This is a genomic window from Streptomyces sp. NBC_00554 (assembly GCF_041431135.1).
Taxonomy (GTDB): Bacteria; Actinomycetota; Actinomycetes; order Streptomycetales; family Streptomycetaceae; genus Streptomyces.
Window position 1 is genome coordinate 6,932,186 of record NZ_CP107799.1, and the last position, 14,618, is coordinate 6,946,803.

Sequence of the window (14,618 nt, forward strand, 5' to 3'; positions counted from 1 at the left end):
GGTGTTCAGCCGACCGGCGAGTGCAGATAGCCGACGGGGTCGGGCAGACATCTGGGGTCTTCCCAGAGCAGCGCCAGGTCGTACGCCCAGTGCGGTTCCGGCGCGTCGGAGGCGTACGCCGTCTCGCGCAACTCGTGGATGTAGGTGGGGATTTCGGACGGCGGCAGGTCCGCCAGGTGTTCGGCCAGGCGGTCCAGGAACGCGGCGCCCGAGCAGTCCTCGTGCGCCCCACCGCGCTGCTCACCGCGGCAGCCGGTGCGCGGCCACAGCATCACCGGCACCGCCGCATTCAGGCTCGCCTGGAACAGCCGCCGGGTGCCGTCCGCGCGCGGTGGCGAGGCGAAACCCACCATGTCGGCGCCGCGCCGCAGCCCGATCGTCAGCCGGACCGGGTCCTGTCCGACGGCACCGCAGCCGATGCGATGCAGCCGTGCCCCGGGCTGCGCGTCGAGGCGCTGCCACTTCTTCAGCAGCATGTGCTGCAGGCCGCCGCTGCGCCGCCGCTCCAGGTCCATCACGACGAGCGGCGCGAAGGAGCCGAGCGGACTGTCGTCGTCGGCGCTGCGCTTCCAGTGCGCCACATCCGTGTTGAGCCAGCGCCGCGGCAGTACGAAGGCGATCAACTCCCGGGCGTCGGGCTCCAGTTCGTGGTAGGCCTCGTCGATGCGTTCCAGGACGTAGGCGCGGACGCGGTCGGCGGGCAGGGGGCGTGAGCCGACCACACGGCGGTGCCGGCCGTTGTACGCGGACACCTCGACCAGGAACTGGTGGTCGCCCGAACCGCTGGGCGCGATCTCCACGAGGATGGGGGACCAGGGCCTCGCCGCGAGGGCGGGGCGGTCGGCGGGAGCGTGTACCGGCGGTGCGCCGCCGCGGTCGTGCGGGCCCCGCGGCCAGGTCCGCAGCGCGCCCCTCGTAGGCGCGTCCTCGGTGAAGTCGGCGAGCCGCGCGGCGAACCGGGCGACGGCCCCGGTGTCGGGCACCTCGGAGAGCAGATACCAGGCCGCGTCCCACAACGACGCGAACCCGCGCGACGGAACCGGCGGTCCGAACGGGCCCACGGCGTCCCGGTAGAGCCGCTCGGGACCGCACTCGGGCACCTCCGACGCCCGGTACCCCGCCACCAGTTCCCGCAGCCGCTCCTTCTCCGGCCGCCCGTACTCCGGAGTCGGGATCAGTTCGCCGAGCCGGGGCCAGTAGCGGGCCATGATGTGCGCGGGCAGCATCCGGCCGTTGCGGATCCCGGGGTCGCGGGCGGCGGCGGAGACCATGCCGACGACCCGGCCGGTGTCCGCGAGGGTGAGCGCCGCGCCGCTGAAGCCGGGTACGAGAGGCTGTCCGTGCGCGGCCCACGCCTCCAGCTGGACCCACTCGCCGGCGATCAACTGGTCGGCGGTGGCCCGGTATTCGGCGATCGTCCCCTCGTCGTACCGCTTGGGGAACCCATAGGCGAGGAGCCTGCGCGGCGGATCGCCGTACGCGTCGGAGGGCGCCGCGAACTCCGCGGGCTTCATCGGCACATCGCGGTCCAGCTCGAGTACGGCGACATCGCCGGGGTCGGTCTCCCGGCCGTCCCAGCCGCCGTGTGCGACCACCCGCGCGGGGATCGCGGCCTCGCCCGGCGCGAAGGAGACGCCCACCGGGTCCGTACCGCTGCGGCCGACCACGTGCGCACAGGTCAGGACGTGCCGCTCGGTGACCAGGAAGCCGGCGCCGGTCTCACGTCCGCAGGTGATCCGCGCGTGCCAGGAGGCGCTGGTCATGAGGGCGGGGCTGTCTCCTGGGAGCCGTCGGACGGCCCGGGAGACCAGGAGAGTTTGACCAGCAGGTGGCCCTCGACCGCGCTCTTGGCGATCAGGGCGCCCGCCTCCGCCGTGAGCTTGACCCCGAACTCGATCTCGACCGAGTCGGGGCGCAGGCTGCCGTCGCGGAACACCCGCAGCGCGGACTCGGCAGCGGCCCGCACGCCCTCCAGGGAGCCTTCGAAAGTGCGCGCGGCCTGGACGGTCCCGTCGCCCCGGGACACCAGCCGGGAGCCGGACTCGTCCTCGATGCCCTCGACGAGGACCAGTGCCCCGTCGTCGGTCTTGAACTCCACGCGTCCGTCCATGCGTCACGTCCCCGTTGTGTGTGACTCCGCCGCGTCGTGCCTGTGACTCCGCTGCATGGTGCCTGTGACTCTGCCGCACCTTCATTGTTACGGACGGTACTTGGGGCTGTCCCGGTTTCCGCAGCTCGTACCCGTCTGTTCGCACCCGTCTGTTCTGGCGGGAAGCCGCCAGGGCGCCTTCCCGCCAGGCCTCGTCAACTCATCCGCAACACAAGCCCCCCGACACTCTTCGCAGCACACAGGGCATGCCGCCGACGAGAAAGGGCGAAGATGACCAGAGGACCAGCGAGACGCGGGGCGGCGCTGTTGTCGGCCGGGCTCGTGATCGCCTTGCTGCCCGCCGGGCAGGCGGCGGCCGCACCGGACACCGGGACTTCGACCGCCACCGGGACGTCGACTGCCACTGGGGCCGCGAGCGCCGCCCGCACCGTAACCCTCGTCACCGGCGACCAGGTGACCGTCACCGACCTGGGCGGCGGGAAGAAGACGGTCACCGTCGAGCGCCCCAAGGGTGCCACCGGCGCCGTGCGCACCCAGGTGGCGAACGGCACCGTCACCGTCGTACCGGACGAGGCGCTGCCGTATCTGCGGGCGGGCACCCTCGACCGGCGGCTGTTCGACGTGAGCGAGCTGATACGGCAGGGGCTCACCGACCAGAAGACGGACGAGCTGCCGCTGATCGTCACCTACGAGAAGAAGGCGCGTGCGGTGACTCCGCGCGGGGCCGAGCGCACGCGTGCCCTGCCGAGCATCGACGGCGCCGCCGTCGACGCGGACAAGGGGCGCACCTTCTGGCAGGCACTCACCGCCCAGGACGGCATCGACAAGGTCTGGCTCGACGGGCGCGTCACGGCCGACATGGCCGAGAGCAACGCGCAGATCGGCACGGCGGCGGCGTGGGAGGCCGGGCTCACCGGCAAGGGGGTCACGGTCGCCGTCCTCGACACGGGCGTCGATGCCGGACATCCGGACCTCGCCGGACGGGTCTCGGCGACAAAGAGCTTTATCGAGGGTGAGGAGGTCGCCGACCGCAACGGGCATGGCACGCACGTCACTTCGACCGTGGGCGGGAGCGGCGCCGCCTCGGACGGGCTGGAGAAGGGCGTCGCGCCCGGGGCCACGCTCGCCGTCGGCAAGGTCCTCAGCGACCAGGGTTCCGGGAGCGAGTCGCAGATCATCGCCGGTATGGAGTGGGCCGCGCGTGACGTGCACGCCAAGGTGATCTCCATGAGCCTCGGCTCGACCGAGGCCGGCGACGGCACCGACCCCATGGCCGAGGCGGTCAACACCCTCTCCCGGGAGACCGGCGCACTCTTCGTCATCGCCGCCGGGAACACCGGCGCCCCCTCCTCCATCGGCTCACCCGGCGCCGCCGACTCCGCGCTGACCATCGGCGCGGTCGACTCCGCCGACGAGGCCGCCTACTTCACCAGCGCGGGCCCGCGCTACGGCGACAACGCCCTCAAGCCCGACCTCTCCGCGCCGGGCGTCGACATCCTCGCCGCACGCTCCCAACTCGTGGGCGGCGAAGGCTATTACGAGAGCATGAGCGGTACGTCGATGGCCACGCCGCATGTCGCGGGGGTGGCCGCCCTGCTCGCCGAGAAGCACCCGGACTGGACCGGCGCGCAACTCAAGGACGCGCTGATGTCCACGTCGAAGCAACTCGACGCTTCTGCCTACGTGTTGGGCTCCGGGCGCGTGAGCGTGCCGGACGCGATCGGCACCTCGGTCACCGCGACCGGCAGCGCGGACCTCGGCTTCTACGGCTGGCCGTACGAGGCGAACGAACCCGTCACCAAGACGGTGACGTACACCAACTCCTCCGACACAGCAGTGGACTTGACCCTCGCCGTACAGGGCGCGCCCGAAGGTGTCGCGACCCTCGCCGACTCCACGCTCACCGTGCCCGCGCACGGGACCGCGGCAACCACGGTGACGGGCGACGGCACGAAGGCGGCCGTCGGCAACACGTCCGGGCAGATCGTCGCCTCCGTGGCCGGCACTCCCGTCGCGCACACCGCGTTCGGGCTGGTCAAGGAGGAGGAGCGGTACACGCTCACCGTGCACGTCAAGGACCGTGACGGTGCCGCGACGGCCGCCGGTCTCGTGGTCCAGCAGCTCACGGAGGGCGTCGACCCGTTCTGGGCGCCGGTCGACGACTCCGGCACCCTGGAACTCCGGCTGAAGCCGGGGGCGTACAGCCTGGACACCTTCCTCGACGTGCGCGGCGGCAACGGCGCGGACTCACTCGGGCTCGGCTTCCTCACGGCACCCGAGGTCACGCTCGACCAGGACCGTGAAGTCACCCTCGACGGAAGGCAGTTGAAGGAGATCGAGGCGAAGGTCGACCGGCGGACCGAGACCCGGCAGCTGCTGATGGAGTACAGCCGGAAGGCGGGCGGGGCCGACCTGTTCGAGGCCGTCCAGGTGCCGGTGAAGTACGACAGCATCTTCGCCGCGCCCACCGCGAAGGTCACCGAGGGCACCTTCGAGTACCGGACCGTGTGGCGGCTCGGTAAGCCGCTCCTCGAGGTCAAGGGCGTCGGCGGGGCGGTCGTCCAGCCGGGCACCACGCTGATCGAGGGGCGCAGCAAGCTGCCGCTCGTGGATGTCGGGGAGGGCCCCTTCACCGGGGTGAAGGGCAAGGCCGTTCTCGCACGGCTCGGCGACGGCGTCGAACCTGCCGCCCTCGCCCAGGCGGCCCAGGACGCGGGCGCCAAGGCACTGTTCGTGACCGACGACACGGCGGGACGCCTCAACGCCTGGTTCGGCACGGAGGACTACCTCGACCGGCCGCTGCAGGTCGCCACGGTGAACGCGGTGGACGCGGCCAGGCTGCGGGTGTCCAAGAGCGTCGACATGACGGGGACGCGCAACACGCCCTACACGTACGACCTTTCGGAGGGGCACGCGGGCGCCATCCCTCGCGGGGATCTGACGTACGAGCCCGGCGACCGCGAACTCGCCGTCCTCGACACCGAGTTCCACGCCGCGAAGCCCGTGTCGGGCGGCGAGTTCCGCTACTCGATCACCGACACCTTCCCCATCGGAATCGGCTTCAAGGAGCGGATCAACTACCCGGCCGAGCGGACCGACTATGTCTCCACCGGCGCCGGACAGCTGTGGCACGAGTCCGTGGACCTCGGGGACAGCGCGCTGGAGGAGCGCAGCGGACTTGTCCGGTACCGCGGGGGCACCCACCCGGACCTCGACTGGTTCAAGCCCGTCTGGCATCCCTGGCTCGGCACCGGCCTCGGCTGGGGCCAGCAACGCGTCGGCAACCAGATGCAGTTCAACACACCCGGCTGGGGCGACTCAGGGCCCGACCACACCGGCTTCGGCGACGTGTGGAGCGCGGACAACGGCATGACCCAGTTCACGGCGGTGTACCAGGACGGAACCCTCGTCGACCGGCGCATGAGCTCGGGCGCGTACGTCTGGGACGCGCCCGCCGACGAGCACACGTACAAGGTCGTCACGGACACGACGCTGGACGCGGACCGCTGGAAGCTGTCCACGAAGGGCCACTCCGAGTGGACCTTCAAGTCGGAGGCCACGCCCGAGGACCGCTGGACCTTCCTGCCACTCCTCAACCTCGGCTACGACATCGACACCGACCTCACGGGCGACGTGCGCGGCGGCAGCCGGGTACCGGTGGGGATCTACGCCGAGTACGTGAAGGGCGCGGCGGACACCGGGACCATTGCGGGCGGGAAGCTGGAGGTGTCGTACGACGACGGGAAGACGTGGCGGACGGTGAAACTCGGTGCCGGGAAGGCGTCCTGGAGCGGGACGCTGACGGTGCCGCGTGACGCCGAGTACATCTCGCTGCGGGCCTCCGCGAGTGACGACCGGGGTGGCTCGGTGAGCCAGGAGATCATCCGGGCGGTGGGGGTGCGGTAGGCCGCCGCGCGTGAGGTGCGGGGAGCACCCGCGCGGTGGGGTGCGGTGAGCACCCCCCTTCGAGCAGGCGCCGCCTCCCCTTGGGAGGGGGGAGGCGGCGCCACCCGAATCCGGCTATTCCGTCGGGTTCTACGTGATGCCCCGGATCACTCCCAGCTCCACCAAGTCCTGTGGCCGGATGCGGAGTTGGTCCGAGGTGGAGCGTACCTCGCCCGCGGGGCGCTTCAGGATCGCGGCCGCGAGCTCCGGTGCGATGACCGAGAAGTAACTGTCCGGCGTGGCCCAGGTGTTGCCGGGCGCGGCGAGCGCGAGGGCGCCGCCCGAGCCGCCCTCGCCGATCAACAGCGTGGTGACCGGCGTACGGGCGGTGGCAACGGCCGCGAACAGGTCCGCGATCGCGGAACCCGCGCCCTGCCGCTCCGCGTCCGCGTCGTTCGCGGCACCCGGGGTGTCCACCAACGTCAGTACCGGGAAGCCGAGTCGGCCCGCGAGACGGATCAGGCGAGCGGCGGTGCGGTATCCGGCGGGGCGGGTCGCGGTCCCGCACTGGGCGGCGTACGCGATGGTCCGTCCGCCGGGCGTGAGGCCGAAGCCGCACAGCATGCCGGCGTCGGTTCCGCCGCAGCGGTCGCCGCTGATGGCGGCGCGGTGGGTGAAGTACGCGTCCAAGTAGGCGGCTGCGCGGGGGCGTTGGGGAGCGCGGGCGTGCTGGACGGCTTCCCAGCCGGTGGTGGGGAGGTCAAGGGTGCCGAGGGCGGGTGGGGGAGGCGGGGCGTCGGTCTTGGCCTGCCCGGGTGGGGGAGGTGCGGTGGGGGCTGTGGTCTCCTCGGACAGGGGAGGCGGGGTGTGGGCTGTGGTCTCCCCGGACGGGGAAGGCGCGGTCCCGGCTTCGGCCTCCGTCGAGCCACTGGACCTGAGGGTGGAGCTAGGGCCAGGGTTGGTGAGCAGCTTCAGCCACAGCGCCAGCGTCTCCCGCAGCTCCTCCGGCCGTACGACAGCATCCACCGCGCCCGCCGCCACCTGCGCCTCCGCCGTGTACGCCGCCGGGTCCGCGTCGGGCGGGCGGACCCGGGAGCCCGCGAACCCCACCTGTGCGCCGGGCAGTGCGAGGGTCACGTCGGCGCCCGCGCCCAGCGTGGCCCAGCCGCCGCCCGTCGTCGGGTCCCGCAGGACGGCGATCTGTGCGATCCCCGCTGCCCGGGTGAGCGCCGACTGCCGGGCCACGCGCTGGAGTTGGGTGAGCGCGAGCATGCCCTCCTGCATCCGGCTGCCGCCGGTGGCGACGAGCGGGACGACGGGGAGACGGTGTTCGCGCGCGTAGGTGTACGCCGACTCCAGGCGGTCGCCGGTGCGTTCGCCGAGCGAGCCTCCCAGGAAGCCGAACTCGAAGGCGATCAGTACGGCGGGCGTGCCGCCGATGACGGCACGGCCGCAGACGACGGACTCCTCCTCGCCGGTGCGGGTGGCGGCGCGGGCGCGCGAGTCGTCGTAACCCTGCCAGGACAGTGGACCGTCGGGCTTGAAGTTCCTTATGGGGACGGGCAGTTCACTGAACCCGTCGTCGTCCGTGACGAGGGCGATTGCCTCGCGGGCCGTGAGGCGCTCAGTCCGCTCAGTCATTCCGCATCCTTGCGCAGAGCCCGCTTGAGGATCTTGCCCATGTCGTTGCGGGGCAGGGACTCCAGGAAGTGGACCACGCGCGGACGCTTGTGCGGGGCGAGACGCCGGGCCACGTGGTCGGAGAGCTCGGAGTCGAGGGCGGGGTCGGGGGCGCCTTCCGGTACCACCCAGGCCACGATCCGCTCGCCCAGGTCCTCGTCGGGTTCGCCGGTGACGGCGGCCTCGCGCACGGCGGGGTGTTCGAGGAGCGCGTTCTCGATCTCGCCCGCGCCGATCTTGTAGCCGCCGCTCTTGATCAGGTCGGTGGCCTTGCGGCCGACGATGCGTACGTATCCGTCGGCGTCCAGGACCGCCATGTCGCCGGTGCGGAACCAGCCGTCCTCGGTGAACGCGGCGGCGGTGGCGTCGGGCCGGTTCAGGTACTCGGTGAAGAGGTTCGGCCCGCGGACCTGGATCTCGCCGACGCTCTCCCCGTCGCAGAAGCCGGTGGGGGCGCCGTCCGTGTCGTACGCGGCGATCGTCGACCCGTCCTCCTCCACGAGCCGCAGGCCGACCCCGGGCAGCGGCACGCCGACGGTGCCGGGCCGCGGCTCACCGTCCACCCGGACACTCGTGTTCATCAGCGTCTCCGTCATGCCGTACCGCTCGATGACCCTGCGCCCGGTCGCGGCCGTGATCCGCTCGTGGTCGTGCACGGGCAGCGCAGCGGAACCCGACACCAGGAGCCGCGCCCGGCCGAGCGCCTTGGCCAACTCCACGTCCTCGTCCAGGACTTCGGCGAGCCGGTGGTACATCGTCGGCACCCCGAACAGCATCGTCGCGCCGTCGTTCAGCTCCCGCGCCACGCCCTCCGCGCTGAACCGCCCCAGATGCCGCACGGCCCCACCGCGCCGCAGCGGCCCCAGGATGCCCAGGATCAGCCCGTGCACATGGAACAGCGGCAGCCCGTGCACGAGAACGTCCTCACCCGTCCACTGCCAGGCGTCGGCCAGCGCGTCGAGGGTCGCGGCGATCGCGCGGCGCGGGATGACGGCGCCCTTGGGTGGTCCTGTGGTGCCGGAGGTGTAGACGACGAGGGCGGCGGCGTCCTCCTCCGGGGCTTCCCATACGGCCGTACCGCCACCTCTGGGGCGCACTTCGACGTCGATACGCACCAACTCGCGCAGGGAGCCGGGCAGTTCGACCCCCGCCTCGGCCAGCACCACCGACGGCCGGCTGTCGGACAGGATGTGCCCCAGCTCGCTCTCGCCCGACTTCGGATTGAGCGGCACGGCCGGCACCCCGGCGAGCAGCGCGGCCACGACCCCGACAGCGGTCTCAAGGGTCGGCGTCGCCCATACGGCGACACGGCCCGAGTCTCTGATCCGTTCGGCCAGCGGTGCGCTCGCGGCCGCGAGTTCGCCGTAGGTCAGTGAGCGCTCGCCGAATCGCAGGGCGGGCCGAGCGGCGCAGTCGCCCGACACCAGAGCCGGGAAGAGAGGGGACACGCGTCGTACTCCTTGTCGTCGTTGCCGTACCGCGGTGGCCATACCGCGGTTGCTGCACCGTGGTTGCCGAGTCGCGGCTGCCGTACGGCTTTCGCCGCACCGCCTCGCGCGGTTGTCACCCCCAGCCGGGCACCACCAGCACGAGCCAGACCACGGCGGGGACCACAGCCACCACGATCCCCCCATACATCATCAACTGCCGGAAGAAACGCTCCCGGTCGACCCCGGGTGCCGCGGCCAGCACCAGTGCGCCGTTCGTGGAGAACGGGCTCACGTCCACCACCGTCGCCGACACCGCGAGGGCCGCCACCATGCCGATCGCTCCGATCTCGCCCTGCGCCAGGAACGGCACCGCAAGCGGGATCAGCGCCCCCATGATGCCGACGGACGAGGCGAACGCGGAGATCACCGCGCCGATGTAACACAGGAGCACGGAGGCAAGCAGCGGTATGCCGATGTCGCTGACGCCGTCGCCGGCCCATTTGATCGTGCCCATCTCGTCCAGCACGGCGACATACGTGAGCACGCCGCAGATGAGGAGCACCGTCGGCCAGGCGATCTGGCCCACGGCGTTGCGGCTGTCCTCCGGCCAGCAGGCGCTGAGCATGACGGCGAGGCTGATCGAGGTGAGTCCGGCGTCCAGGTCGAAGGCGAGGACGGCGACGACGAGGGCGACGAGGGCGGTGAGCGTGGCGATACGGGCGGGGGTGAGGCGGGTGTCCTCCTCTGCCTCCTTCTCCTCGCCGTGGCCTTCGTCCACGCCCTTGTCTCCGGCGGCTTCCGTGCCGTCGCCGGCGCCCGTCAGTTTCAGCCCGCCGAGGACGACGAAGAGGATGCCCGCGATGACGAGGTTGACGATGAGCGAGGCGAGGAAGAGGGCGATCTCGTTGCCAGGGAGATTCTCGCGCTCGACGATGCCGTTCACGATCGATCCGTAGATGCTGATCGGGGAGAAGCCACCGCCCTGGGCGCCGTGCACCACCATCGCCCCCATCAGCAGCGGACTGATTCCGTAACGGGTGGCGAAACTCAGCGCGATCGGCGCGACGATGGCCACGGCGGCGGGACTGACCGCGCCGATCGCGGTGAGCGCCCCGGTGAGGACGAACATCACCCAGGGAATCAGCGCGACCCGTCCGCGTACGACCCGGATCGAGGCGTGCACCAGCCAGTCGGTGGTGCCGTTGGCGCGAGCGATCGCGAAGAGATACGTCACCCCGACGAGCACGACGAAGAGGTCGCCGGGGAAACCGGCGAAGATCGTGTCGGTGTCGAAGTCCGCGACCAGTTCACCCACGCCGAACGCGGCGGCGAAGGCGAGAGCGCCCATGTTGATGGATCGGGTGGTGGCGATCACGAACACGGCGACGAGCACGATGATCGAAATCAGTTCGGCGGACATGCGGGCTCCCGTCCCTGGGTCCCTCGTTGATTGGCTCGGCCGATGATTGGTCAAGTGGCTGCACCACTCATTGACCTGGTGGCTGCGCCACTCATTGACCCAGTGGCTGCACCGCCGATTGACCAAGTGGCTGGTCCACATTGGGTGTTGACCGGATAGAGCGTCAAGGAGTCTGACGCGAATTGGCTCAGCCACTTGTCCACAGTCCACTTGTCCACAGGGCCATCGGACCGGTCACCACCCGGTGTTACGCTGCGGCCGCGGGGGACACACGACAGGTAACGACAGTTAGTCGGGCAAGCCGGGCGACGCAACGGACAAGCCGAGCAAGCGAAGTGAGCCGGGCGAGCCGCACAAGACAGGCGATGGGGGAACGGGGATGACCGACGCACTGCGCCCGATGGCGGCCAGGCCACGCATGTACGAGCAGGTCCTCGAACGGCTCCGCAGCTACGTCGCCGAGGGGGGCCTGAGCGCGGGCGACAGCCTCCCGCCCGAACGCGACCTGGCCGCCCGCCTGGGCGTCAGCCGGGCCTCGGTGAAGCAGGCCATCGTGGTCCTGGAGGTCCAGGGCCTGGTGGAGGTCCGGCACGGCGGCGGCACATACCTGGTGCGCGACAGCCTCGACATCGAACCCGTCGAGCGGCTCGTCGAACGACGTCGCCGTCTGCCCGACGTACTCGAGGCCCGCGAGGCCCTGGAGACCAAGCTCGCCGAACTGGCCGCCGAGCGCCGCACGGACGAGGACCTGGCCGCCCTGCGCTTCTCACTCGCCCGGATGGCGGGCGAGATCGAGGAGGGCAACCACGGTGTGGAGGGCGACCGGCTGTTCCACGCGGCGGTCACCGCGGCGGCGCACAGCAGCATCCTCGCCGAGTTCATGCGCTCGATCGCTGACCAGATCACCGAGAGCCGCAACGAGTCCCTCCGCCAGCCCGGCCGCCCGAGCCGCTCCCTCGCCCAGCATCGGGCCATCCTCGACGCGATCGCGGCCCAGCGCCCGGGACAGGCGGCCGCGGCGATGCGCCGGCATGTGCGGACGGTGGCGAAGGTGCGGTTGCTGGACTGGGATCCGGAGGAGGAGGGCGAGGGTGACGAGCCGGGGTGACGCTCGGGTGGGCCCGGCGGCCGCGGGCTCCGCCCCCGTCAACGCCGCCCACCTTCGCTGCCGTCGGCCACCCGGCCACCCGGCATCATGGACGCCATGGACACGCCGATCACCGACTGGATCACCATCGCGGCCTACGAGAATCTGCCGGGCCGCCTCCACCCGATGGCGGCCACCCGCGCTTGACTGCGCGACCGCGGCATTGACTGGATGCCCTTCGAACCGGACGAGATCCAGTGGGGTTTGGCCTGTGGCATCGGCCCTGACGGCCACTGGCACGGTTGGTTCGACATCCGTATCGACGCCGGCGCGCTGCGACGCCTCGGTCTCCATCCCGACCAGCCCACGGCCAAGGTCACGGGCACATCTCCACCTGGCTGGTGGCATGCCGCCGCGGAACGCAAGCCGCACTAGGGCGGAACGCAAGCCGCACTAGGGGTGAGAGCCTCAAGTGCCGGACAGATCCGGGCAGTCGGACTCCGTACTCACTCAATTGGCGTGGAGGATCCGAAAGCGATCGGGTTCGGCCGGGTCCCGGTCGACGACTTGGACCGGTGTCCAAGCCCATTGCCAGACGCCGATGCCCGGTGTGCGTGAGAACCGGATCGGTCCGCGGGTGCCCTCGACCGCCACGCGCGGCCATGACTCGGCGATGGCCGCCCGGTCCGCGCCGTGGGAGCGCAGCACCGCGGCGAGGACGGCGACGGTGTCCCAGCCCTCGAAGGCGACGAAGGAGGGCGCTTCGCCGAGCTGCTCGCGGAGCTCCTTCCCGACGCGTTCGCCGAGCGGACCGAGGTGCTCGGGCAGGTAGCGGAGGAACGGGATCCCGGCGCCGTCCTCGCCCAGCAGCGCCGCCCATTCGGCGAACTCCGGCTGCCCGGCCGGAGCACCGATCATGGTCTCCGCGAGCCTCCGGTCGCCCCGGACGGCCCTGACGATCGGCACCGCCGGCTCCGGATGGCCGACCAGCAGGAGCAACGCCGTCGCGCCGTGGTCGACGAGCGCGTCGCACAGGGCCTCGGGGGTGAGCGCGTTCGTGTCGAGTTCGACGACGGTGACGCCGCGGGGAGCGAGGTGGTCCCGCAGGACACGGGTGCCGGTCGCCCAGTAGACGCTCGGCTGGGTTGCCACGGCGATTCGACTGTGGCCCGCGCCGAGGAGGAAGTCCGCGTAGATCCGCCAGCCGTGGGACTGGGCCGGGGCCAGGCGCGCGACCCACTCCGTCGGCTCCTCGGTGAGCGCGTCGAGCACCGCGGACGAGCAGAGGAACGGCACGCCGAGGGCGTCGGCCCGGGCGGCGGCGGCGCGAGCGACGACGCTGTGATACTCGCCCGCCACGGCGGCCACGCCCAGGCCGGCCAGTTCGTCCACGGCCGCCGCGGCCCGCTCCGGGCTGGCCGCGGTGTCCCGGACCACCAGCTCCAGTGGTCTGCCGTCGATCCCGCCGGCGTCGTTGACCTCGCGAACGGCCAGGTCGAGTCCTGCGAGCAGGTGTCGGCCCGCCGCGACCCAGCCGGGCCGCGTCAGCGGGACGAGAGCGCCCAGGCGGACGGGCGACCCGTCTGCGTACTCCGGTCCGGACGGCGATACTGGCGTGTTCATCGGGTGGCGTCTCCCCTGAGAGGGTGCGGTTGCGGTCCGCCCGGATCGCGTGCCGACCCGGGCCGGCGGTTCGCGTTCGTCACGTCTCGCCGCGGCGGGCGTGCCCGGGTGGATCATGCCGGTCATTGGATCCACCACCATCGCCGGTGGACAACCGATTATTCGTTGGCTGAACTGCCAGGCTTCATCGTCACCTGCCTGCCGACGCGGAGGAGGATGCGGAGGAGGAGGCCCGGAGTGGAGGGCGACCGGCTGTTCCACGCGGCGGCGCACAGCAGCATTCTCGCCGAGTTCATGCGCTCGATCGCCGACCAGATCACCGAGAGCCGCAACGAGTCCCTCCGCCAGCCCGGCCGCCCGAGCCGCTCCCTCGCCCAGCACCGGGCCATCCTCGACGCGATCGCGGCGAAGCGCCCGGGGCAGGCGGCCGCGGCGATGCGCCGGCATGTGCGGACGGTGGCGAAGGTGCGGTTGCTGGACTGGGACCCGGAGGAGGAGGGGGACGAGTCGGGGTGAGGCTCGGGTGAGATGGGGCCTGCTCGTCGGCGGCCTGGTCTGGAAGGGCGTACCCCGGGACTTGTACCCGGAGTCGGCCGCGCGATCCGCCCGCTCTGAACCATCTACACGGTGACGCTCCTGTAATGGGTGGTCAGTCTCCCGTCCGCGTCCAGCACATGGAAGGCGAGCGCGGGCGGGAGATCCAGGTGGACATGGTCCTGCGCGTGCGCGCGACGCTCCCACGGGAGCCGGCTGGTGGAGACGACGCCGGGAGCCACCAGAAGCGGCAGCCCTGCGAATGTGGTAGCCGCCGGGGTGTGCGCGTGACCGGCCAGGAAGGCCCTGAGGCGGAGGTGGCGTGTACTCAGCTCGGCGAGGCGCTGCTCATCGAACATGCGGATGCCGTCGACGTACGGCATGTTGAGCGTGACCGGCGGGTGGTGGAAGGCCACCAGGACCGGGGTCGTGGCATTCGTCAGTACGTCGTCCAGCCACGTCAGTGTCTCCTCGTCCAGGTGGCCGTGGTCCTTGCCCGGGACCGACGAGTCGCACAGGGCGAGGGTGAGACCGGGCCCGTGGTGGACCTGGTTGACCGGGCCCGGGGCGGCAGGGAGGCCGAGCAAGTGCTCGCGGAACGCGGTTCGTTCGTCGTGGTTCCCGGGGCAGACCAGGACCGGGTGCCGGGAGGTGAGAAGCCGGCGGGCCTCCTCGTACTCGGACGGCAGGCCGTGGTCGGCGATGTCCCCCGTGACGAGGACGGCGTCCAGGTCGTAGGGGAGGCCGTCGAGGTACGTCATGACGGCGCGGGTGCGTTCGATGCTGCGCCGCTCGCTGTCGATGTGGGGGTCGCTGAGGTGGGCGATGACGATCACGGGGGGTCCCTTC

General features: G+C 71.6%; 10 protein-coding genes and 1 pseudogene. 4 read left to right on the forward strand and 7 right to left on the reverse strand.

All coding sequences use genetic code 11. The features are described from left to right. Nucleotides 1-5: 5 nt before the first annotated feature. A complete protein-coding gene (locus tag OG266_RS30565; protein WP_371549517.1) occupies nt 6-1,763 on the reverse strand; it encodes a trypsin-like peptidase domain-containing protein in 1,758 nt (585 codons plus the stop codon). Then, on the reverse strand, nt 1,760-2,110 hold the full coding sequence (locus tag OG266_RS30570; RefSeq protein WP_371549519.1) for a CU044_2847 family protein: 351 nt from the start codon (nt 2,108-2,110) through the stop codon (nt 1,760-1,762). Before OG266_RS30570 ends, OG266_RS30565 begins: the two co-directional genes overlap by 4 nt. 270 nt (nt 2,111-2,380) lie before the next feature. Between OG266_RS30570 and OG266_RS30575 the strand changes: the two genes are divergently transcribed. Then, nucleotides 2,381-6,016 (forward strand): S8 family serine peptidase, encoded by a 3,636-nt coding sequence (locus OG266_RS30575; RefSeq protein WP_371549520.1) that lies wholly within the window; start codon nt 2,381-2,383, stop codon nt 6,014-6,016. Nucleotides 6,017-6,145: 129 nt separating this feature from the next. On the opposite strand, the gene OG266_RS30580 is transcribed toward OG266_RS30575, so the two are convergent. The 3 genes from OG266_RS30580 to OG266_RS30590 form a co-directional block, all read right to left on the reverse strand. After that, entirely contained in the window at nt 6,146-7,636 is a 1,491-nt protein-coding gene (locus OG266_RS30580) for a carboxyl transferase domain-containing protein (RefSeq protein ID WP_371549521.1), read from the reverse strand. Beyond that, a complete protein-coding gene (locus OG266_RS30585; protein WP_371549523.1) occupies nt 7,633-9,123 on the reverse strand; it encodes an acyl-CoA synthetase in 1,491 nt (496 codons plus the stop codon). The genes OG266_RS30580 and OG266_RS30585 overlap by 4 nt, the downstream gene beginning before the upstream one ends. 115 nt (nt 9,124-9,238) lie before the next feature. Continuing rightward, nucleotides 9,239-10,525 (reverse strand): SLC13 family permease, encoded by a 1,287-nt coding sequence (locus OG266_RS30590; RefSeq protein ID WP_371549525.1) that lies wholly within the window; start codon nt 10,523-10,525, stop codon nt 9,239-9,241. A 379-nt stretch (nt 10,526-10,904) separates the two neighbouring features. Here OG266_RS30590 and OG266_RS30595 point away from each other — a divergent pair, with 379 nt between their 5' ends. After that, nucleotides 10,905-11,633, forward strand: a complete 729-nt coding sequence (locus OG266_RS30595; protein ID WP_326723315.1) for a FadR/GntR family transcriptional regulator — start codon at nt 10,905-10,907, stop codon at nt 11,631-11,633. 210 nt (nt 11,634-11,843) lie between these two features. Continuing rightward, nucleotides 11,844-12,047, forward strand: a complete 204-nt coding sequence (locus tag OG266_RS30600) for a hypothetical protein (RefSeq protein WP_266463021.1) — start codon at nt 11,844-11,846, stop codon at nt 12,045-12,047. Nucleotides 12,048-12,122: 75 nt separating this feature from the next. Here the strand turns inward: OG266_RS30600 and OG266_RS30605 are convergent, their stop codons facing one another. After that, nucleotides 12,123-13,235, reverse strand: a complete 1,113-nt coding sequence (locus OG266_RS30605; protein ID WP_371549528.1) for an ABC transporter substrate-binding protein — start codon at nt 13,233-13,235, stop codon at nt 12,123-12,125. Between the two features lie 234 nt (nt 13,236-13,469). On the opposite strand from OG266_RS30605, the pseudogene OG266_RS30610 reads away from it, so the two are divergent. Continuing rightward, nucleotides 13,470-13,751 (forward strand): annotated as a pseudogene (locus OG266_RS30610) (FadR/GntR family transcriptional regulator); the annotation flags it as partial. 104 nt (nt 13,752-13,855) lie between these two features. Here the strand turns inward: OG266_RS30610 and OG266_RS30615 are convergent. Beyond that, nucleotides 13,856-14,605, reverse strand: a complete 750-nt coding sequence (locus OG266_RS30615; RefSeq protein ID WP_371549530.1) for a metallophosphoesterase — start codon at nt 14,603-14,605, stop codon at nt 13,856-13,858. Nucleotides 14,606-14,618: the final 13 nt, after the last annotated feature.